This window comes from Shuttleworthella satelles DSM 14600 (genome assembly GCF_000160115.1).
GTDB classification, from domain to species: domain Bacteria; phylum Bacillota; class Clostridia; order Lachnospirales; family Lachnospiraceae; genus Shuttleworthia; species Shuttleworthia satelles.
This window is the reverse complement of record NZ_GG665866.1, coordinates 1,166,482-1,188,045: the sequence shown is the minus strand read 5'-3', so window position 1 is coordinate 1,188,045 and position 21,564 is coordinate 1,166,482. Positions and strand designations below refer to the sequence as shown.

At 54.2% G+C, this 21,564-nt stretch carries 20 protein-coding genes and 2 tRNA genes; all 22 read left to right on the top strand.

Annotated elements, in window-relative coordinates; genetic code table 11:
- Positions 1–176 precede the first annotated feature (176 nt).
- On the top strand, positions 177–1,313 hold the full coding sequence (pheA, locus tag GCWU000342_RS05395) for a prephenate dehydratase (RefSeq protein ID WP_045000738.1): 1,137 nt from the start codon (positions 177–179) through the stop codon (positions 1,311–1,313).
- A gap of 299 nt (positions 1,314–1,612) precedes the next feature.
- Positions 1,613–2,155, top strand: coding sequence for a translation initiation factor IF-3 (gene infC / locus GCWU000342_RS05385; RefSeq protein WP_408640212.1), 543 nt, complete (start codon positions 1,613–1,615; stop codon positions 2,153–2,155).
- Between the two features lie 15 nt (positions 2,156–2,170).
- Positions 2,171–2,368: a 50S ribosomal protein L35 gene (gene rpmI, locus GCWU000342_RS05380; RefSeq protein WP_006906293.1), complete on the top strand. Its 198-nt coding sequence runs from the start codon at positions 2,171–2,173 to the stop codon at positions 2,366–2,368.
- A gap of 25 nt (positions 2,369–2,393) precedes the next feature.
- The gene (gene rplT, locus GCWU000342_RS05375; RefSeq protein ID WP_006906292.1) at positions 2,394–2,750 is read left to right on the top strand and encodes a 50S ribosomal protein L20; all 357 of its coding nucleotides are present in this window, start codon (positions 2,394–2,396) and stop codon (positions 2,748–2,750) included.
- A 301-nt stretch (positions 2,751–3,051) separates the two neighbouring features.
- Positions 3,052–4,068, top strand: coding sequence for a UDP-glucose 4-epimerase GalE (galE, locus tag GCWU000342_RS05370; RefSeq protein ID WP_045000349.1), 1,017 nt, complete (start codon positions 3,052–3,054; stop codon positions 4,066–4,068).
- An 85-nt stretch (positions 4,069–4,153) separates the two neighbouring features.
- Positions 4,154–4,225: transfer RNA gene (locus GCWU000342_RS05365), tRNA-Glu, on the top strand.
- A 29-nt stretch (positions 4,226–4,254) separates the two neighbouring features.
- Positions 4,255–4,326: transfer RNA gene (locus GCWU000342_RS05360), tRNA-Glu, on the top strand.
- A 233-nt stretch (positions 4,327–4,559) separates the two neighbouring features.
- A complete protein-coding gene (locus GCWU000342_RS05355; protein ID WP_006906290.1) occupies positions 4,560–6,137 on the top strand; it encodes a cobyric acid synthase in 1,578 nt (525 codons plus the stop codon).
- Positions 6,138–6,430: 293 nt separating this feature from the next.
- Complete coding sequence (locus GCWU000342_RS05350; RefSeq protein WP_006906288.1) at positions 6,431–7,645, top strand: nicotinate-nucleotide--dimethylbenzimidazole phosphoribosyltransferase; 1,215 nt, start codon at positions 6,431–6,433, stop codon at positions 7,643–7,645.
- The gene (locus tag GCWU000342_RS05345; protein WP_006906287.1) at positions 7,642–8,262 is read left to right on the top strand and encodes a bifunctional adenosylcobinamide kinase/adenosylcobinamide-phosphate guanylyltransferase; all 621 of its coding nucleotides are present in this window, start codon (positions 7,642–7,644) and stop codon (positions 8,260–8,262) included. The genes GCWU000342_RS05350 and GCWU000342_RS05345 overlap by 4 nt, the downstream gene beginning before the upstream one ends.
- A 3-nt stretch (positions 8,263–8,265) precedes the next feature.
- Positions 8,266–9,081: an adenosylcobinamide-GDP ribazoletransferase gene (locus GCWU000342_RS05340; RefSeq protein ID WP_006906286.1), complete on the top strand. Its 816-nt coding sequence runs from the start codon at positions 8,266–8,268 to the stop codon at positions 9,079–9,081.
- A gap of 129 nt (positions 9,082–9,210) precedes the next feature.
- Positions 9,211–9,717, top strand: coding sequence for a bifunctional adenosylcobinamide kinase/adenosylcobinamide-phosphate guanylyltransferase (locus GCWU000342_RS09955; protein WP_006906285.1), 507 nt, complete (start codon positions 9,211–9,213; stop codon positions 9,715–9,717).
- A complete protein-coding gene (locus GCWU000342_RS05330) occupies positions 9,698–10,417 on the top strand; it encodes a histidine phosphatase family protein (protein ID WP_006906284.1) in 720 nt (239 codons plus the stop codon). The genes GCWU000342_RS09955 and GCWU000342_RS05330 overlap by 20 nt, the downstream gene beginning before the upstream one ends.
- Complete coding sequence (cbiB, locus tag GCWU000342_RS05325) at positions 10,414–11,457, top strand: adenosylcobinamide-phosphate synthase CbiB (RefSeq protein ID WP_006906283.1); 1,044 nt, start codon at positions 10,414–10,416, stop codon at positions 11,455–11,457. Before GCWU000342_RS05330 ends, cbiB begins: the two co-directional genes overlap by 4 nt.
- A 128-nt stretch (positions 11,458–11,585) precedes the next feature.
- Positions 11,586–13,055, top strand: a complete 1,470-nt coding sequence (locus GCWU000342_RS09950; protein WP_049921559.1) for a pyridoxal phosphate-dependent aminotransferase — start codon at positions 11,586–11,588, stop codon at positions 13,053–13,055.
- Positions 13,052–13,714 carry a precorrin-8X methylmutase gene (locus GCWU000342_RS05315; protein ID WP_006906281.1) on the top strand — a complete coding sequence of 221 codons (663 nt, stop codon included), beginning with the start codon at positions 13,052–13,054 and terminating at the stop codon, positions 13,712–13,714. The genes GCWU000342_RS09950 and GCWU000342_RS05315 overlap by 4 nt, the downstream gene beginning before the upstream one ends.
- Positions 13,711–14,895, top strand: coding sequence for a cobalt-precorrin-5B (C(1))-methyltransferase CbiD (cbiD, locus tag GCWU000342_RS05310; RefSeq protein WP_006906280.1), 1,185 nt, complete (start codon positions 13,711–13,713; stop codon positions 14,893–14,895). The genes GCWU000342_RS05315 and cbiD overlap by 4 nt, the downstream gene beginning before the upstream one ends.
- Before the next feature lie 131 nt (positions 14,896–15,026).
- Complete coding sequence (gene cobM, locus GCWU000342_RS05305; protein WP_045000347.1) at positions 15,027–15,803, top strand: precorrin-4 C(11)-methyltransferase; 777 nt, start codon at positions 15,027–15,029, stop codon at positions 15,801–15,803.
- A gap of 3 nt (positions 15,804–15,806) precedes the next feature.
- A complete protein-coding gene (locus GCWU000342_RS05300; RefSeq protein ID WP_006906278.1) occupies positions 15,807–16,934 on the top strand; it encodes a cobalt-precorrin 5A hydrolase in 1,128 nt (375 codons plus the stop codon).
- Between the two features lie 198 nt (positions 16,935–17,132).
- Positions 17,133–17,861 carry a precorrin-3B C(17)-methyltransferase gene (gene cobJ / locus GCWU000342_RS05295; RefSeq protein WP_006906277.1) on the top strand — a complete coding sequence of 243 codons (729 nt, stop codon included), beginning with the start codon at positions 17,133–17,135 and terminating at the stop codon, positions 17,859–17,861.
- Entirely contained in the window at positions 17,858–19,948 is a 2,091-nt protein-coding gene (cobK, locus tag GCWU000342_RS05290) for a precorrin-6A reductase (protein ID WP_006906276.1), read from the top strand. The genes cobJ and cobK overlap by 4 nt, the downstream gene beginning before the upstream one ends.
- Positions 19,949–19,998: 50 nt before the next feature.
- Positions 19,999–21,552, top strand: a complete 1,554-nt coding sequence (locus tag GCWU000342_RS05285) for a cobyrinate a,c-diamide synthase (RefSeq protein WP_006906275.1) — start codon at positions 19,999–20,001, stop codon at positions 21,550–21,552.
- The last annotated feature ends 12 nt before the right edge of the window (positions 21,553–21,564 follow it).

Here is a 21,564-nt window from a genome sequence, read left to right as displayed (position 1 = left end):
TGGATGGTCAGGGAAATTTGCGCCATCCTGTCAGGCGTGATCTGCCGGTGGCAGGATCGGCTTGTGACAGAATAATGCCGGTTTGGCAGGGGGCATTTTCCCTTCGCCGGGCTGTAAGTATTTTCCCTTCGCCGGGCAGGCGGGAAATGAGAATTGATAGAATAAGGATGGATGGAATGAAGGATTTAGCAGAGTCGCGCAGAAGAATTGATGAGATTGACGCCAGAATTGCAGAGCTCTATGAGGAGCGTCTGGCGATTTCCGGGGATGTGGCAGAGTACAAGATCGCCAATCATCGTCCGGTGTTGGACAAGAGAAGAGAAGAGGAGAAGCTGACCCGGCTGGAAGCTATGACAGATGACGCCTTCCTGCGGCAGGGGGTTCGAGAACTCTTTGAACAGATCATGTCGGTCTCCCGCAAAAAGCAGTACCGCCTTCTGGCAGAGCATGGCATGTCGGAAGATCTGGGATTCTACGAAATTGAAGACTATGACTTCCCCAGTGCCAGGGTAGTCTACCAGGGGGTGCGGGGCGCATATTCGCAGGCGGCCTGCAAGGCCTTCTTTCGCGAGGGCTGTGCCTCCATGGAACCGGTAGAGACCTGGAGAGACGCGATGGAGGCGATCTCCAATGGAGAGGCGGATTACGCGGTTCTTCCGGTGGAGAATTCCACGGCGGGGATTGTCACTGAAAATTATGACCTGATGATGGAGTACCAGGCGGTTATTGTTGGAGAGCAGATCATCCGAATTGATCACGCGCTTTTAGGTCTGCCGGGGGCAAAGATTTCAGATATCAGACGGGTCTACTCTCATCCCCAGGCTCTGGCCCAGTGCGAGGGCTACCTGCGCAATATTCATCCGGATTTTGAGGCCTATTCCCTCAAGAACACCGCCATGGCGGCGAAGAAGGTGATGGAGGATAAAGATCCGTCGCAGGCAGCCATCGCGGGCAGCATCAATGCTCAGATCTATGGACTGGTCGTCTTAGATCAGGCGATTCAGGATATCAAGGGCAATGAGACCCGCTTTATTGTGGTCTCTCCCAAGCGGGAATATACGTCCGGCGCCAAAAATGTCAGCATCGCCTTCTCCCTGCCCAATGAATCCGGCTCCCTCTACCGGGTTCTCTCGCATTTTATCTTTAATGGCCTGTCTATGACCCGGATCGAGTCCCGACCCCTGCGCGGAAAGAAATGGGAGTACACTTTTTTCATCGATTTCGAGGGGAATCTAAGAGAAGAAGCTGTTATGAACTGCCTGCAGGGTCTCAAGGAGGAGACGGAGGAGATGTTTATCCTGGGGACCTTCTAGGAGTGATAGCTCCGCGATCTTCGATCTTCAGGAAGAAGCGTTCTGGAAGTGGTTTTTTCGGTGTAGATTTTGGCGAAAGCTCCCGAACAGAGGCTTTCGCAGTGCTTCCGAACAGAGACCTTCACAGGGACTTGACGGGGTGGATGCTTCAGTGGTATCATCCACATGTTGTGAAATTAAAGCAGAGTTATCCGCTCTCACCCGAGCGCCGCTTCAGGCGTCTTGCGGTTGCATATTCACAGGATTTTTATCTTTGTGACTTGTAAGTGGATAGTCTGCCTGTCCACTTTTTTCATGCAATATTTGGGTATGTTCCCGGAGGTGTAACCATTAGCAACGAATTACAGATCAATGGGCAGATCAGAGACCGCGAGGTTCGTCTGATCGGAGTTCACGGAGAGCAGCTTGGTATCATGTCTGCCCGCGAGGCGCAGAAGCTCGCCGACGAGGCAAAGCTTGACCTGGTCAAGGTAGCCCCTCAGGCGAAACCGCCTGTCTGCAAGATCATCGACTACGGCAAGTACCGCTACGAGATGGCCCGCAAGGCCAAGGAGGCCAAGCGCAAGCAGAAGCAGATTGAGCTCAAGGAGATTCGCATGTCACCGAATATCGACTCCAATGATCTCATGACCAAGACCAAGGCTGCACGCAAGTTCCTCGAGAAGGGGAACAAGGTGAAGATCACCCTGCGCTTCAGGGGTCGCGAGATGGCACATGTCTCTGCGAGCAGACATATTCTCGAGGAGTTCGCCGAGAGTCTGGAGGATATCGCATCAGTGGATAAGGCGCCTAAGATGGAAGGCAGAAGCATGAGTCTGGTGCTGGCAGTCAAGAAGAATTAACAGGAGGACAAGATAATGCCAAAGATGAAGACAAAGAGAGCAGCGGCCAAGCGCTTTACAGCTACCGGCAGCGGCAAGCTTAAGAGAAACAAGGCTTTCAAGAGCCATATCCTGACCAAGAAGACCACCAAGCGTAAGAGAAATCTTCGTCAGTCTGCAATCACCGACGCAAGCAACGTCAAGAGCTTGAAGAAGATTTTACCTTACATGTAATTGAGATTCTCAGGAGGATATTAAGATGGCAAGAATTAAGGGCGCATATAACGCTAAGAAGAAGCACAATCGAGTATTAAAGCTGGCTAAGGGCTACAGAGGAGCGCGTTCCAAGCAGTATCGCGTGGCTAAGCAGTCCGTGATGCGCGCGCTGGCTTCTGCATACGCAGGCCGCCGTCAGCGCAAGGGCCAGTTCCGCCGTATCTGGATTGCCCGTATCAACGCGGCAGCGCGTCTCAACGGTCTGTCCTACAGCAAGTTCATGTTCGGTCTCAAGAGTGCCGGCATCGACCTGAACCGCAAGATGCTGGCCGAGATGGCAGTTAATGACGCGGAGGGCTTTGCCTCTCTGGTCGAGACCGCAAAGGCTGAGATTAAGTGAGGCCTTTTTAACCTGTTTTCTATGTTTTTGAGAGATATCCTGATCAGGCTGTCTCTCTTTTTTGTTTATGAAATAAAGCTCTTTCGTGAATGATTTCATCTATAAATTCTTGCGTATTACATGTCATCAAAATTTCAATTTGCAGGTGCGAGGCGTTGATATTCGATTGTCCGGTTGTATTGTGATAAAATAAGCGCAGTTTCCGAGACGGAAGGCATTTGCCTCTTCTCTGCTTATTAGTTCAAGGGCAAAAAGGCGGCGGTGTCGGAATGTTGTTCTGCAGACAATGAGGAGGATAAAGATGGCAATTTTAGTTACCGGTGGTGCCGGCTATATCGGAAGTCATACCTGTGTGGAGCTTTTGGAGAACGGATATGAGGTTGTGATCTTAGATAATCTGGTCAACGCCAGTCCAAAGGTTGTGGACCGGATCGAGGAGTTGTCAGGCAAGAAGGTCACCTTTTACAAAGGGGATATCAGAGATCGCGACTGCCTAAACAAGCTCTTTGAGGAGCAGAAGATTGACTCGGTTATCCATTTCGCCGGCTTAAAAGCAGTCGGTGAGTCTGTCGCCAAGCCCTGGGAGTACTATGAGAATAATATTTCCGGTTCCCTGGTTCTCTTTGACGTCATGCGTCAGCACGGCTGCAAGAGCATCATTTTCTCCTCGTCGGCAACGGTCTACGGGAATCCGGCACAGATTCCCATTACAGAGGACTGCCCCAAGGGAACCTGCACCAATCCCTATGGCTGGACCAAGTGGATGCTGGAACAGATTCTGACCGACCTGCACACGGCGGACCCGGAATGGAATGTGGTTCTGCTCCGCTATTTCAACCCCATCGGGGCTCACAAGTCCGGCCGTATCGGAGAGAATCCCAACGGCATTCCCAATAACCTTATGCCCTATATCACCCAGGTTGCTGTCGGCAAGCTCAAGGAGCTGGGTGTCTTTGGAAATGACTACGATACGCCTGACGGTACCGGGGTGAGGGATTATATCCATGTCTGCGATCTGGCAAGCGGACATGTAGCGGCGATTAAGAAGCTGGAGGAGAAGAGCGGCCTGTCCATCTATAACCTGGGTACAGGCATTGGCTATTCGGTTCTCGATATTGTCCACAATTTCGAAGAGGCTACCGGGATTCATATTCCCTACTCGATCAAGCCCCGTCGTGCCGGTGATATTGCCACCTGCTACTCCTCTGCGGAAAAGGCCAAAAGAGAGCTGGGCTGGGAGGCCAGGTACGGAATCAAGGAGATGTGCGCTGATTCATGGAACTGGCAGAAGTCCAATCCGAACGGCTACGAAGATTGATAAATTTTCAAACAAAAAGACTTGCATTGAGCGCGCAGCTCATGTATCATTTCATTGTTGTCTCTCTTGTGACAACAATGAATCCGGTTCCTTGGTCAAGCGGTTAAGACGTCGCCCTCTCACGGCGAAAACAGCGGTTCGATTCCGCTAGGAACTACTGGTGTCATGAACACCTGCAATTCATAGGGTTCCTTGGTCAAGCGGTTAAGACGTCGCCCTCTCACGGCGAAAACAGCGGTTCGATTCCGCTAGGAACTGTTTGTTCAATCAATGAACAGCCCAACCCAGAAGAAGTATCGGCTCTGCCGGTGCTTTTTTCTTTTCCTCTGCGGGTCTCAGCTTCGACGGATGATGTCAGGCAGTGTTTGCAAAAGCTACCATTAAGGGGTGTAAAATAACAGGTGGCTGTTTGATTCGATGGATGGTTCGGATTAAGCTACAATAGCAGAGAAAATGACAGGCAGAATCATGGTAGAAGACGGGAGGTGAGCATGGCCAGAGTTCTCATGGTTCAGGGCACGATGTCAAATGTCGGAAAAAGTCTTCTGGTGGCCGGTTTCTGCCGCCTTTTTGCCCGCCGGGGCTATCGGGTCGCTCCCTTTAAGTCACAGAATATGGCCCTCAATTCCTTTGTGACGAGGGAGGGACTGGAGATAGGACGGGCCCAGGCCATGCAGGCGCAGGCCTGTGGAATTGAGCCCTCTGTTGACATGAATCCCATTCTCTTAAAGCCGACCAGTGATGTGGGAAGCCAGGTCATTGTCTCAGGCAAACCCCTCGCCAATATGAGGGCCAGAGACTACTTCCAATATAAGAAGACCCTGGTTCCGCGGATCATGGACGCTTACCGGCGGCTGGCTGCCGGACATGATATTATTTTCGTCGAGGGGGCAGGCTCTCCGGCTGAGATCAATCTCAAGGCAGAGGACATCGTCAACATGGGGCTGGCCCAGATGATCGACGCCCCGGTTCTCTTGGTTGGAGATATTGATCCGGGCGGAGTCTTCGCCCAGCTCTATGGAACCTGGGCCCTGCTTCCGAGTGAGGAGCGAAGGCGCATCTGCGGCTTTGTGATCAATAAGTTTCGGGGTGATCAGAGCCTCCTGGATCCGGGGATCGCGATGTTGGAGGAGAAAGTCGGGATTCCGGTGCTGGGCGTCATACCTTATATGGATCTGATCATTGACGAGGAGGATTCGCTCTCGAACAGGCTGCGGGATGGGCGGCCGGACGCGATTGATATTGCCGTGATTCGCCTGCCTCATATGTCAAATTTCTCTGACTTTACCGTTTTTGAGGGGCGAGAGGGGGTATCTCTTCGCTATATCAGGTCAGCGGATCGATTGTGCAGGGCAGACCTGGTCATTCTTCCGGGAAGTAAGAACACGACGGCAGACCTGGAATGGATGAAAGAGGTCGGCCTGGCAGAGGAAATCCGGAAATTCGCGGAGAGGGGAGGCCTTGTGGCGGGCATCTGCGGAGGCTATCAGATGCTGGGACAGAGGGTGTCAGATCCCCAGGGCCTGGAAGGCGGAGGAAGCTGTAAGGGCTTAGGTCTATTTCCCCATGAGACTCTGCTCGAAAGAAACAAGGAGCTGACTCAGGTCAGAGGGCATTTTTGCGATGATCTGCCGGGCTTTTGGTCCTGCTTATGTGGAAGGTCCCTAAATGGCTACGAGATTCACATGGGAAAGACGAATCTTGTGGACTTCCCTCCTGAGGACAGGAAAAAAGATCGGGAGGACTGGGTCTGTTTGGACCAGGTCCAAAGCACTTCTTTACAAGGGTCAATTCATGGATCTACTGAAAAGGATGATCTAATGAAGGATGATTTAAGGACGGAGGGAATGATTCTGGGATCAGTGCTGGGGACCTATGTCCATGGGATTTTTGACGGGACCGGAAACGCGGAAGCCCTTTTAAATGCCATCGCGGAGAAAAAGGGACTCAGTCAGCGATATGAGCCAAGAGAAGCGGCAGATTTTGCCGGGAAGCAATATGACATTCTGGCTGACTGTCTGCAAGACCACATGGATATGAGACAAATTGAGAAAATCTTAAATTTATAGGCTGCAGTTTATGGGATGGAGCAGGTGAGTTATGGTTCATGGGACAAGGCAGAAATCCGTTCTTTTGAGCTGATAAGGGGAAATATCCATTTGAGACGATAGGGGGAAATATCCATTTGAAATGTTAAGGGGAAATATCCAATTGAGGCGATAAGGGGAAATATCCAATTGAGGCGATAAGGGGAAATATCCAATTGAGACGATAAGGGGAAATATCTATATTTAAGCGCAGCCTAAATATCGGTGCTTAGAAGGATGCCCTCCGGGTATACTTTAATGTCAGGAAAGAGAAGATGATCAGCAGAGAGAAAATCAGAAAAATCAAGGCGCTTGTGCCTGACCAAAGGGCAATGCGCCAGGCAAGAGACCGCTGGGATAAGGTGGCCATGCCTTTGGATGGTCTTGGAACTCTGCAGGAGGATCTGATTCGCATGGCCGGTATTCTGGGAAATGCGGATCATCTTCTGGAAGCGCCTCGACTTCTTGTCATGTGCGCAGACAATGGGATTGTTGCGGAGGGGGTGAGCCAGACCGGACAGGAGGTCACCGCCTTAGTCGCCGACTCCATTGCCTGCGGGGAATCTCCGTCCGCCATCTTTGCCGCTCGCTGCGACTGTCAGCTGAGGGTTGTAGACGTCGGGATGGCCTGTGACGCCAGAGAACCCTCTGTGATTTGTGCCAAGGTCGCCCGGGGAAGCAGGAACTTTGCGCAGAGCTGGTCTTCCGGCAGGACGGAAGAAGAGAGAGGCCTTTTCGCGCAAAATATCGCTGAGATCAGCCGGGGAGCGATGACGGAGAAAGAGATATCCCCGTCCGGTTTTTGCTCTGACGGAAGCATTGAGATTCATCGGGGAGCGATGACAGAGGAAGAGGCGCTTGCCGCGATTTCTGTCGGGATTGAGGAGTCTGCGCGGGCGAAGGAGGATGGAGTTGGACTGCTTTTGACTGGAGAGATGGGGATTGGAAACACAACGACTTCCGCGGCCTGCCTCTCTGCCCTTCTTGACCTGCCGGCAGAGGCTGTGGCCGGGCGGGGGGCAGGTTTGTCGGACCGGAGACTGGCCAAAAAAAGAGAGGTCATCGACCGGGCTAGAGAAATTTTCTATTCTTCATGTCGCCGGGAGAATCCGGATCCTCTGGCCATTCTCTGTCAGGTCGGCGGTTTTGATATTGCCGCCCTGGTCGGCCTGATTCTTGGAGCCAACCAGACCCGAACCCCGGTGCTTTTGGACGGACTGATCAGCACGGTTGCGGCTCTGATTGCAGACCGTCTCTGTCCCGGAGCAAGAGAGGTCTGCCTGGCCTCTCATCTGGGAAGAGAACCGGGCATGTCCCATGCCATGCGGGTCCTGAAGCTGAATCCGATCATCCACGCCGATCTGGCCCTTGGGGAGGGAACGGGAGCCCTTCTGGCGCTGCAGCTTCTGCAGACAGCCGCCTCTGTCTACACCTCCACAAAGACCTTTGAAAAGCTCGGTATGGATGCCTACCAGAGGGAGAGCTTATGATGCATCTGATCCTGGGCGGAAGCGCCAGCGGCAAATCCGAATACGCGGAGAAAGAGGCTCTGAGGCTTGCGGCGAATCAGCCCCTGCTCTATCTGGCGACCATGAAAGGGGATGATCCGGAGACCCTTGTCAGAATTGATCGTCATGTCAGGCGCAGGAGGGGAATGGGCTTTGTCAGTTTGGAAATTCCCTATAACCTGGATTGTGACAGGGTCAAAGAGTGTCTCTTAACCGGCCTGATATCAGATCCTGCCAAGGGAGAGGCAGAGGCGGGAGACCGCCTGAAAAGAGGAAAGGCGCTTCATCTGCAGACCTTTTCTGCAAAGGGAGTCATTCTCCTGGACTGCGTCTCCAACCTCCTGGCCAATCAGATCTTTGACCGCCATGCCATGGCCTATGATCCGGACAGATTTTGCGAGGGGATCTTAAGCCTGAGAGAGATCTGCAAAGATCTGCTTATTGTCAGCAACAATGTCCACGAGGACGGAATCTGCTATGATGAGGTCACGCAGGATTACATTGCGCAATTAGGTCTGATCAACCGGCGCTTAGGGCGGGCTTCGGACCGGGTCACAGAAGTTTTGGCAGGTCTGCCCGTGCTGCTGAAGGAGAGATAAGGGATGCTTCGTTCGCTGGCGATTGCCTTTTCCATGTACTCAAAAATTCCGGTTCCCCAGTTTGACTGGGAGGAGAGAGACATGCGCTTTGTCATGGCCTTCTTTCCCCTGGTCGGTCTGGTGATCGGTCTGGGAGAGATACTCTTGCTGATTTTGGCGCATCGCTTGTCTCTTCCCAGGCTTCCCCTGGCATTGCTTCTCCTTCTCTTGCCGATCCTGATCTCTGGGGCGATCCACCTGGACGGTTTTATGGATACTTCCGACGCCCTTCATTCCTATCGAGAGAGAGAGGACAAGATTCGGATCCTAAAGGATCCCCATACGGGAGCCTTCGCGGTGATCTCTTTCGTCTGCCTTCTGCTTTTTGCCCTGGCGGCTGCCTGTATCCTTCTGGAGTCTTTCGATAAGACAGGACAATTTTCCACCCCGGCAATCCTCGATCCGGGCGGCAAGAAAGCTCTTCCCGGGGCCGTGGCAGGCATTTTCTGGCTGAGTCGGATTCTAAGCGCCTTATCTGTGCTGACCTTTTCGCCCATGTCCGGCGGCGGGACGGTAGCCTCTTTCGCAGAGGCGGCCGACCGGAAGAAGGTGCTTCTTCTTCTCATCCTGCAGCTGATCCTGGCCAGTCTATGGATTCTGATCCTGGGAGGGATCCCGGGCCTCTTTGTCCTGATCGCAGGCGGCGCAAGCTTTCTCTACTATCACTGGAAGTCCGGGCGTGAGTTTGGTGGAATCAACGGGGATCTGGCAGGCTGGTTTGTGTCCTACAGCGAGGTCGCAATGGCCCTTTCGGCCAGCCTGGTCAGTCTGTTTTGGTGAAATTTCGGCCAGGTCTCTGTTCCTGTGGGATTTTAGTCAGACCTCGTCTGCTGAGATGTTTTTTAGTTCTCTGCTGTGAGATTCCGCGGAAATCGGTGGCTTTTGATAAGAGTTGGTTAGGAGTGACAGATGAGTCTGGACTTATATCTCGGGGGCTATGCCCAGGGAAAATTGCAATATGTCCTGGGAAAATATCCGGCCGCCAGGGCGGAAATTGTGGAGGGATCCCATCTGCCTTGCCGGGGCGATGATTTGGCATGCGTCTTCGAGCAGACGGATGCCCTAAGAATCTGGAACCACTTTCACTCTTTTGTCAGGGAAATGCTTAAAAACCGCCTGCCAGAGCATTTGTCCAAGCTTCCTTATCGCGAGCAGGAGAAGTGGGAGGATCTTTTCCTGGATGAATGCCTGGAAGTAATCCGACAGGCCGATCGGACCTGCGGCAAATTGATCGTGATCTCAGATATCGCGGGAAACGGCATTGTACCCCTGGATCCGGGGGATCGCATTTACCGGGAGATGCTTGGTCGCCTGCAGGTCAGGATGGCTGCGCGGGCAGGACATGTGGAACTGGTGACGGCCGGCCTGGGTCAGGTCTTAAAGGATGGAGAGCGCAATGGTCCGTTGGAAGATTGAGGATGCACGCAAATGGTCCTGTCTGGGACGGATTTTCTTCATTCGCCATGGCGCGACCAAGGGCAATGCCCAGGGGCGTTACATTGGCTCGGCCAGCGATGAAGACCTGTCCATGGAGGGCATGCTGGCTGTGAAGGCCCTGCGGCATGCTCCCTATCTACCTGCGCCCTCCCAATTGCTCAAGCTCTATATGAGCCCCATGATGCGCTGCCGTCAGACCGCGGGATTGCTCTATCCGGAGGTTTTAAAGGAGAGTATTGAGGACTGGAGGGAGATTTATTTCGGCAGGTTTGAGGGGCACAACTACGAGGAGTTAAAGACAGACAGGGCCTATCAGGCCTGGATTGACGGTGGGGGAGAAGGCGACTTCCCGGAAGGGGAGAGCCGCGCCGCCTTTCGAGAAAGGGTTCTCAGGGGATTTGACAGGGTGGTCACAGAGATGGAGACCTGGACCCCGGGGGAGAGGGGAATCCTCCTTGAGAGCATAGATGAGAGCTCCAAGCGAGAGATTCCAAATGTGGCGGCTGTTGTGCACGGAGGCGTGATCATGACAATTCTTTCCGCTTATGCCGGCGGAGGGTATTTTGACTATCAGTGCGCCAATGGAGAGGGCTTTGCCTGTCTTATCATGCTGGATTCTGGGCATGGCCTGCACCTGACAGACCTTGTTCCTCTCAGGCTCGAGGAAGAAAAAGAATGAGAACCCTATGCCTTCACGCGATCATTGCCTGGATTTTGGTCTTGCCCATGGATCTGCTCTTAGGGGATCCCCACTGGCTCTGGCATCCCGTTCGGGGCATGGGAAAGCTGGTTCAGATACTGGAGGGGCGGCTCTATCCGCGGGAAGAGGAGAGGTCATCTGAATCCTCTGGCAAGACACAGGCGGAGCAAAGGGACTGGCTCATCCGGCAGGGGAGATCCGCTCGCCTGCGGGGGGGAATCCTCGTCCTCCTTGTCGTCCTGGTCACGGCCGCTCTTACGGGAGGACTTCTGGAGCTGGCTTTCCACCTGCACTGGGCTTTCGGGGTCGCCCTCTGGTCAATTATGGGCTGGCAGGCGATTGCGGCCCGCAGTCTGGCCACAGAGAGTATGAAAGTGTATGATGCTCTTAAAAAGCATGATATTTTGGCGGCCCGCCGGGCAGTATCCATGATTGTCGGACGAGACACCGACAGTCTGGACGAGGCGGGAATCTGCAGGGCGACAGTTGAGACCGTCGCGGAGAACAGCTCGGACGGTGTGATTGCTCCCCTCTGCTGCCTTTGGCTTGGAGGCCCTGTCCTGGCTTTTGTGTACAAGGCCATCAACACCATGGATTCCATGATTGGTTACCGAAATGACCGCTACCGTGACTTCGGTACTGCCGCGGCCAGACTGGATGACCTGGTCAATTTTCCTTTTTCCCGTCTTTCGGCCTTAAGCATGATCGCCGCCGTCTTTATCTGGCGGGGGCGAGGAGACGGCTCGCGCGCTCTTGGAATTTTTCGACGAGACCGCTTCTGTCACAAAAGTCCCAACTCCGCTCAGACGGAGTCTGTTATGGCCGGAGCTCTTGGGCTGCAGCTGGGAGGAGACGCCTCATACTTCGGCAAACCGGTTCACAAGTCTACCATTGGCGACCCTCTCAGGGAGATTGAGGCGGAGGATATTCCAAGAGCCTGTCATCTTATGTACCTGACGACCGGGATCGTCTGGGGACTTGGGCTGATGGTCCTGCTCCTGCTAGTTGTCCTTCTTTAGAAGACATCGATAGAAGACATCAACTGTTTTTGAGTTCCTGGGAAGAAGGCCGCTTGCACAGCGAATAGCGCCAACGCAAGGGGATTAAGCGAAAGTTAGAGAATGATGATTTAGGAGATATGAGATATATGGATTTACACGGCGGAAACATCTATCCGTCTCCTGTCGCCCTGGATTTCTCCGTCAATGTCAATCCGCTGGGGCCGCCGGAGGAAATCAAAAGGGCTCTGGATAAGCCTGAGGTCTGGCTCAATCGCTATCCCCAATTGGACCACAGAAAAGAAGAAAAGCGGCTGCTTGGATTTCTCGGACTTTCAGGAGAAAGAAAGGCATATGAGAGGGGAAAAGGGCAAAATTTCCCGGATGATTCTGTCCCGAAAGTAGATGGAGAAGAAGAGAAAGAAGCAGAGAGAGAGGGGAAAGAAGAAAAAGAAGAAGCGGAGAGAGAAGGGGCGAAAATCGGCTCTCTTCTCGGAAGCGGCGCCTCAGAGCTCCTCATGACCTATTTCCTCGTCAAAAGACCCCACAGGGTTCTGCTGGCGGACCCATCCTTCTATGGATACCGCCGCGCGGCCCTGGCGGTTGGGGCGGAGCTTTTATCCTATCCCCTGCGGGAGGAAGAGGACTTCCTTTTAGACGAGGGATTTCTGGAGCAGATGGATAAGAAGCCGGATCTGATTTTGCTTGCCAACCCCAATAACCCCAACGGAGGGCGGATCAAGGAGGAATTGCTTGAGAAGATCTTAAGGAGAGCGGCCGCCTGTCGGATCCCTGTGATGTTAGACCTCTGCTTCATGCCCTTGAGCCTCCTGTTACATGGGGAGAATGCCCACCAGAATCCGCACGCTGGAACCGAAGGCAACCTTGAACTCGAAAAGGAGTTGCATGGGGAGAATACCCGCGAGAATCCTGACGTCAGTAAGGGGCCTGATCAGGAAGACTGGATCCAGTCCAGTCAAGGGACTGTCAAGGAGAGTGACTCGGCGGCATGGAGCAGCCGGCGGACTTACGCGGCTCTTTTGCAAAAGTACTTCGCCTGGCACAGGGAGCTTCTGGTTCTGGGAGCCTTTACCAAGACCTTCGCCATTCCCTCCCTGCGTCTGGGCTATCTGCTGGGGGACAGCGAGCATCTGGCAGGAATCAGACAGGGACTTCCCGAGTGGAATCTCTCTCTGCCGGCGCAGATCGCACTTGACGAGCTCTTTGGAATGGGGGAAAACGGCCGACTGGACGCCTATTTAAAAGAGACAAGTCAGCTGCTTAAGGAGGAGAACAGCTATCTTCGAAAGGCCCTTGGCGGGCTCGGCTTTCGGGTCTGTGGGGGAGAGGGAAATTTCATCCTTTTCGCGGACCCGGCGGAGGAGAAATGGAGACAGGAGGGGATTTTTTCCGAGGAGCAGAGCCTTGGTCAGATCCTGCGAAAAGAAAAGCTTCTGATTCGAGACTGCGGCAATTACCGGGGATTAGGGAAGGGCTTTTACCGCGTTGCCGTCTTAGATCACGAGAAAAATCAGACATTGATTCGTCTTCTTGGTAGAATTGTAGAGGGGCGAGAGAAGCGGCCGCCTTCAGAACAGACAGGAAAGAGAGAACGATGATGGCCGACAGGGTATTTACAGAAATCGAGTATATCAGGCCCATGGAGATTGAGGCGCGGAGCATGGAGATCATTCGCCAGGAGCTGTCTGAAAGAGGCGTGACCTTAGATCCCGTGCAGGCAGCGACTGTCATGCGCTGCATCCACAGCTCCGCAGATTTCGATTATGTCAGGACCCTTCGTTTTTCTGAAAATGCCGTTGAGAGGGGAATTGCTCTCCTCAAGGCAGGGGCAACAATCGTGACGGATACCAACATGGCCCTGGCCGGAATTAACAAGAGGGCTCTGGACAGATGTAAGGCCAGGGCGATCTGCTATATGGCGGATCCTCGGATTGCCGCCGAGGCGAAAAAGCGCGGCGTCACCAGGGCTGCTGTCTCTATGGAGGCGGCCAGCCGACTTCCCGGGCCGGTGATGCTCGCGATCGGGAATGCCCCTACGGCTCTGCTGTCCGTCTATGAGATGATTAAGTCCGGCAGATGGATTCCTGACTTTTTGATCGGCGTGCCTGTGGGATTTGTCAATGTGGTCGCCTCCAAGGAACGGATCATGTCGACTCTGGTTCCTTATATTGTCAACGCAGGACGCAAGGGCGGGAGCAATGTCGCCGCCGCCATCGTCAACAGCTTGCTCTATCAGATTGAGGAAAGCCGTCTATGAGAGAGAGACTGAAGTCCGGTTTTACCACCGGCTCCTGCGCGGCCGCCTGCGCCTATGCCGCCTGTTACACCCTCTTATCCGGTCGCAGGTTAAAAGACCTGTCCATTGTGACGCCGGCCGGCAGAGAGTATCGGCCGAAGCTGACTAAAGTTCTTGTGGAGAAGGGGGCAGTGACATGCTTTGTCCGCAAGGAGTCCGGAGATGACCCGGACGCCACGAGGGATATGCCGGTGGGCGTCCGGGTCAGCCGCAGGATTCCCGACCAGATGCTCGCGAGGCCGGAGCTCTTTTTGACCAGTCATGATCTTGAGGGACAGGCCCTGTCCCATGAGGTCTATATCGACGGGGGCAAGGGGGTCGGACGGGTGACCAGGGCGGGCCTTGACCAGCCGGTTGGAGCGGCCGCGATCAACCGGGTTCCCCGACATATGATCGCGCGGGAGATCTGCCGGGCGGCTGACCTTTTGGATGAGCAGGGACCCTTTTTTGCCCAGGTCATTCTGCCCGAGGGAGAGCGGATCGCCCGGTCGACCTTTAATCCGCGGCTGGGGATTGTGGGAGGCCTCTCTGTGCTCGGAACAACAGGAATTGTTGAGCCCATGAGCGAGAAGGCCCTGCTGGATACCATCTATGTGGAGATGAAACAGCATGCCGCCTTGGGGGAGAAAGTCATCTGCCTGACGCCGGGCAATTACGGGAGAGACTTTCTGAGGACAAGCTATGGCTATGATCTGGATGCCTCGGTTAAAATCTCCAATTATGTGGGCGAGTCGGTTGATATGGCGGTAGATCTGGGCTTTGAGAAACTGCTTTTAACCGGGCACATCGGCAAGCTGGTCAAGCTGGCCGGAGGCATCATGAACACGCATTCCAGGATGGCTGACTGCCGCCTGGAATTGATGGCGGCCGCGGGAATTCGCCAGGGACTGGAAGAAAAACTCCTGCGCGAGCTTCTGAACTGCGTCACAACGGAGGCCGCCTGTGAGCTTCTGCAGCAGGAGGGAAAGCTGCCGGCTGTGATGAATGACCTGATGGAAAGGATCTCCTATCATCTCAATCGCAGGGCTGACGGCAAAATCCAGATTGAAGTTATGACCTACGCGGATGCCTATGGCTGTCTGGCCAGGACAAAGGGCGCCGATGCCCTCCTTAAGGCCTGCCGGAAGAAGGGCGGATCCTGATCGTGTCCAGGATCATGCGGGGATAGAGGAGGGAGACGGATCCTGATCGTGTCCTGGGCCATGCGGAGACAGAGAGGGAAGACAGGTCCTGATTGTATTTGGGCCATGCGGAGATAGAGGAGAAGGTGACTATGGTACATTTTGTCGGAGCCGGATGCGGGGCGCCGGACTTGATTACAGTCCGGGGTATGTATCTGCTTGGAAAAGCGGATATTATTATTTATGCGGGATCTTTAGTCAACCCGGAGCTGCTCAATTATGCCAAGGAGCCATGCAAAATCTATAATTCAGCCAAGATGACTCTGGAGGCGGTGATGGACGTCTTTTTGGATGCAAGTGAGGAGGGGCTGGATCTAGTCCGCCTGCACACAGGAGACCCCTCTCTCTACGGGGCGGTCCGGGAACAGATGGATCTTTTAGACCAGGCGAAGATTCCCTACGATGTGACCCCCGGCGTCACCGCCGCCTTCGGGGCGGCAGCTTCCCTGGGCATTGAGTACACCCTGCCTGAGGTCAGTCAGACCCTGATCCTGACCCGAATGGACGGAAAGACATCCGTGCCGGACAAGGAGAAGATGGAATCTCTGGCAGCGCATCAGGCGTCCATGGCCATCTACCTGTCCGCGGCCATGCTGGATGAGCTGACAGATCGCCTGATCGCGGGAGGGTATCCGCCGGACACGCCGGCAGCCCTGGTCTACAAGGCCAGCTGGGCGGATGAGAGGAGCTGGCTGTGCAGTTTAAAGGATCTGGCCGAGACGGGGCGAAAAAACAGGATCACAAAGACCGCTCTGGTTTTAGTGGGGGACGCAGTCGCCCATCGGACCTATGCCAGGAGCAAGCTCTATGATCCGGACTTTTCCACGGAATACCGCCGGGGAGGAATGAGCGCGAGCAGAGAGGAGTAAGCTGTGGAGATCGGAATTTGTCATTTCTCCCCCAAGGGAGAACGACTGGAGGAGAGCCTGATCTGCCATACTGATTTCAGGGAGGAGTCAGGAGAAAAAAAGCTCTGCTGGATGCGCCGCAGAAAGGAGAGCCTGTCTGACTGGACTGCCTATGCCTTTTCTCATTTTGATGCCCTGGTGTTCATCGGAGCGGCCGGGATTGCTATAAGGGCTATCGCTCCCTTTGTCAGGGACAAATTGCTGGATCCTGCCGTTATCTGCATGGACGACGGGGGGCGCTTCGTCATCCCTCTGCTCAGCGGTCATGTGGGAGGAGCCAATGCGCTCGCCAAGTCGCTTGCAGGGTGGATCCATGCCACTCCCGTGCTGACGACGTCGACCGACGGAGCGAGGGCCTTTGCCTGTGATCTATGGGCCAAAAAGAACGGACTGGGCATTCTGAACCGAGAGAGGATTCAAGCGATCTCCTCAAGCATCCTGCGTGATGAAAAGGTCGGCGTCTGGTCGGAAATCGGCTGGGAGGAGGGGAGCGCTCTGCCCGGGGAGCTGGTGAGAATTGACCATATACAAAGTCTCCTGCAGGCTGCGGGTCATGGGGAGGAGAAGGCTTATCTCCTGGTTTTTGACAGCTATGCCAGAGCCAGAGGCTTTGCAGATCATCTGACCATGGCTGGTTTGGAGGGAGAGAGAAAAAAGCCTGGCTGTCTGATCCTCTATGCCAGACCCTATATTGTCGGGATCGGCTGTCGAGCCGGTGTAGATACGGACAGGGTCTCTTTGCAGTATCATGCCTTTCTTCAGAAGCATGGAATCGACCCGCGTGAGGTCTATGCGCTCGCTACGGTTGATCGAAAGGCAAAGGAAAAAGCCCTGCTCGCTCTGCATCGCAGGGAGGGGATCGAGCTCTTTACCAGAAGCCCTGAGGAACTGATGGCAGTCCAAGGGGATTTTCACCACTCCGATTTTGTCATGCAAACACTGGGCTGCGATAATGTCTGTGAGCGCGCGGCCCTCTTGCTGGCAAAGGATCTGTCCTCGGAAGAGGAATCGGCACAGCTGCTTGTTCAAAGAGAGGCAAAAGAAAAGGTGACCTTTGCCGTCGCCAGATGTAAGAAATTACTGCGGATCTAGAGAACCTGGTCAGAGGCGGATAGAAATTGTAAATGCGCTGAATCCTGCCGAGATAACCGATCGACATGGAGGTAAACGACCGACACTGAGGCAACCGATCAATGCTGAGCCGATTGATCGATGCTGAAGCAACTGATTGATAGCGGGGCGACCGATCGACAGGAAAAACCGTTTCTGAGATAAGGAGAGGGAGAATCAATGAAAAAGCTCTATGTCGTGGGTATGGGGCCGGGGCAGGAAGTCTATATGACCGTTGAGGCCAGGCGTGCCCTGCGAAAGAGTGATACCATTGTCGGGTATCCGGTCTATCTTGAGCAGCTGTCTGAGGAATTCGCGGGCAAGCGGCTGCTCTCCACTCCTATGAAGCAGGAGAGAAAACGATGTGTCATGGCCTTTGAGGAGGCCATGAGGGGAAGACAGGTCTCCATGCTCTGTTCCGGTGATGCCGGAGTCTATGGCATGGCTTCACTCATGTATGAAGTCGGCGTGGACTATCCGGAGATCGAGCTTAAGATCATAGCAGGCGTGACGGCAGCCAACTCCGGAGCCGCCATGCTGGGCGCTCCCCTTGGAAACGACTACTGCGTGATTTCTCTCAGCGATATTCTGACTCCCATGGAGACCATCATAAAGCGGCTGCGCGCAGCGGCCGCGGCAGACTTCTCCATTGTCCTCTACAATCCCTCCAGTAAAAAGAGAGAGGATTATCTGGAAAAGGCCTGTGATATCCTCCTGGAGTACATGCCGCAGGATCGACCCTGCGGTATTGTCGAGAGGATCGGGAGAGAGGGAGCGAGGATGCAAATTCTTCCCCTGGATCAGCTGAGAAAGACCAGGGTAAATATGTTTACTACGGTTTTCATCGGCGCGTCAGCCACGATTACTCTGGGCGGGCGCCTGGTGACCAAGCGAGGATACCACTTATGAGACATGTCGTGATTTTCGCAGGCACAACCGAGGGACGGACCCTTGCCGGTATTCTGGACCGGGCCGGGGTTCCTCTGGATATCTGCGTCGCAACGGAATACGGAGAAATGATTCTTCCGGGATTTCAGAAGGCTAAAATTCACAGGGGCCGCATGGATGAAAAGGAAATGGAGACATTCCTGACGAAGGAGCCGAGAACCATTGTCGTGGATGCCACCCATCCTTTTGCGCAGGAGGTTTCTTCTAATATTCGCGAGGCAGCCGCAAAGCTGAAGCTGGATTATCTTCGCCTGCTCAGAGATGAGCAGGCTTGCCTGAATCAAGATCATGTGAAGATTTTTTCGAAGATTGAGGAGGGGGCGGACTTCCTTGATCAGCAGGAGGGGAATATTCTTCTCACGACCGGTTCGAAAGATCTTGCTAAAATCGCTGGTCGATTCAGGGACCTGTCACGGGTTTACGTCCGGGTCCTGCCCTCTGAGGAAAGCATTCGACTCTGCCATGAGGCGGGTTTTTTCGGCCGGCAGATCATAGCCATGCAGGGCCCTGTCTCTGAGAAGATGCACCAGGCGACTCTGGAGGATCTGCGGATTCAATGGCAGATGACCAAGGCCTCCGGCCGTGTCGGAGGCGTCGAGGAGAAGCTGGCGGCCGCTGCCCTTGTCGGAGTGAATACGGTGATGATTTCCCGTCCGCCGGAACAGGGTTATTCGTTTTCTCAGGTTCTTCGAATGATGGCAAACCGGCTGGGACTCGGGATGGAACTGGAGCATTATCGGGAGGAAGAAAAGCGTATCAGGCGCGCAGTTTGTCCTGCGCAGGGTCGCCTTACAGAGGATGGGAAGAAAATCCTGCACCTGATTGCCATCGGACCGGGAGGACAGAGGTATCTGACGGATGAGGCAAAAGAGGCTCTCGCTGACTGCCAGATCATCTTCGGAGCCGGAAGTCTTTTAGATCGTCTGCAGCTTCCTGAGGATCTGGACACAGAGAGAGAGTACCGCCAGGATTATGTGCGGGAGTACCTGATTCGCCATCCCGAGATCTCCTCCGCCGGTGTGGTCTTCTCGGGAGATCTGGGCTTTTTCAGCGGGGCCGCCGCTTATCCCGGTTCCTATGACTTATTTAAGAATCCGTCCGAAAGGTCAGAGTGGGCGGACTGGGAGATCCTTCGGCACTGCGGTCTTTCCTCTCCCCAGTATCTGGCGGCGAAAGCGGGGATTGTCTGGCAGGATGCTTTCTTTATCAGTCTCCACGGAAGGGAGGATGACGCGCTCGGTCAGATCAGCAGCCATGAGAAGTGCTTTATCATCTTCAGCAGAGGAGAGCAGATTGCGGCCCTGGCCAGGACTCTGTTGGCACAGAGGCAGAGAATGGATCTGATTCTTGGCTATCAGCTGGGATGTAAGGGTGAGAAGGTGATCTTCTGTGACTTGAAGGAGGCCGCGGACATCAGCTACGCGGAAGGTCTCTGGTCTGCATTTTTCATCGGAAAGCGGGTGGTCCGCCCTCTGACACCGGTTTTAGAGGACCGCCAGTTCCTCAGGGATAAGGTGCCGATGACCAAGGAAGAAATCCGCCACCTGTCTGTCCTTGCTCTTGGATTAAAGCCCGGAGATATTCTCTATGATATCGGCGCCGGCAGCGGATCTGTCGCCATGGAGGCGGCTAATATCAGCCCAGATCTCACAGTCTACGCGATCGAGCAGAAGACGGAGGCTGTCGATTTAATCCGCAGGAATATGGCTGCTCTTGACTTAAACAATATCAAGCTGATCCATGGAAGAGCTCCGGCGGCTCTGGAGGATTTGCCGGATCCAAACGCCGTTTTCATCGGCGGTTCTTCCGGGGCGCTTCGAGCCATTTTTGAGGAACTCTGGCGCTGTGGCAAGCCGGTTCGCTTTGTCTTAAATGCCATCACACTGGAGACTCTGGCGGAATATCAGAGACTGGCGGTCAGTCTGCCGATTAGGAGGGAGAAGATCAGCCTGGTGCAGGTCTCCAGGGCCAGGAATATTGCCTCCTATCACATGATGATGGCTGAAAATGGGATCTACATCATCAGTGGAGTTCTGGGAGAGGTATAGCTTACGGGTCAGCAGAAAGTGCATTTCGGATTAGCAGAAAGAGGAGTGAAATGGTCAGTAGAATTATGATTGCCGCTCCTATGAGCGGTTCAGGCAAGACCACAGTCACCTGCGGTCTTCTGGCGGCTCTGAAGAAGAGAGGGAGAAATCCCGTTTCTTTTAAATGCGGGCCGGACTACATCGACCCCATGTTTCACCGCCGTATGTTAGGCGTTTCATCTGATAACTTAGATCCCTACTTTCTGGGGCAAAGTGATATTTGCCATCTGTTGGCAGAGGATGCCAAAAGAGCCGGGAGTGATTTTGCCCTGATTGAGGGAGTGATGGGCCTCTATGACGGCCTGGGAGGGGTCAGCGAAGAGGCGTCCTCCTACCAGCTTGCGGTCTGGACAAAGACGCCGATCATTCTTGTGGTCAGAGCCGGGGGGATCGGGCGCAGCCTGATCTCTCTTTTGCGGGGCTTTATGGATGACGACCGGGAGGGACTGATCCGCGGCTGTATTCTAAATCAGGTCTCCCCTTCCTTTTATCCCCGATTGAAGACCCTGATCGAGGAGGAGCTCAAGCTTCCCGTCTGCGGTTATCTGGCAAAAGACCGGCAGATTGAAATCGGAAGCAGACATCTGGGTCTGATGACTCCGGACAGCCTTTCTGATCTCGAGTTAAAGCTGACAAAGCTGGCGGAGATGGCAAAAGAAAGCCTGGACCTTGCGGCCATTGAAGAAATTGCAGGACAGGCTCCTCTCCTGAATGTTGGGGAGAATAGATCGGGTTGTGGCAACGACAGGAGCGGACGGGACCGGCAAAGCTACAGCGATGACGGGGGAGAACTGGACAAGCAAAATCGCGGCGACAGTGGGAACGGATTAAAGCAGCAGAAATACAGCGATGGCCGGGGCGGACAGGATCGGCAAAAGCCTAAAAGCAGGGAATATGCCGGCAAATTTTTCGGCCTTCGCGTTGCTCTGGCAAAGGACCGGGCATTTTCCTTCATTTATCCGCAGAATCAGAGAGTTTTCGAGGAGATGGGGGCGCAGATCATTCCCTTTTCCCCCCTGCATGACAAGCGCTTGCCTGAGAATATTGACGGGCTGATTTTAAGCGGAGGATACCCGGAGCTCTATCTCAAGCAGCTGGAGGACAATTACGGTATGCGGACCGATATCCGAAGAGCCATTTCCGGCGGCCTGCCCTCGATTGCCGAGTGCGGAGGCTTTCTATACTTGCAGGAGCTCGTGAGTGATCCCGATGGTAAATCCTATCGCATGTGCGGGCTTTTGCCCGGAAAAGCCTGGAAGACCAACCGACTGGTTCGCTTTGGCTATGTTGAACTGCTGGGGAAGACGGAGAGCGGCTTTTCCGGGACAGAGGGGATTCGCGGGCATGAGTTTCACTACTATGACACAAGTGAAAACGGGTCCGATATGTTGGCAACCAAGCCGCTCTCAGGGAGGAGCTGGTCCTGTGCTTTTTCGGGTCCGGATCACTGGTGGGGCTTTCCCCATCTCTATTACGCTTCCTGCCCCGGGTTTGCCGCCAATTTCCTCTATGCAGCTGACCTCTATCATAAGAGAAGGATGGCCGAGGAGAGAAATGATGACTGAAACGAGACAGAA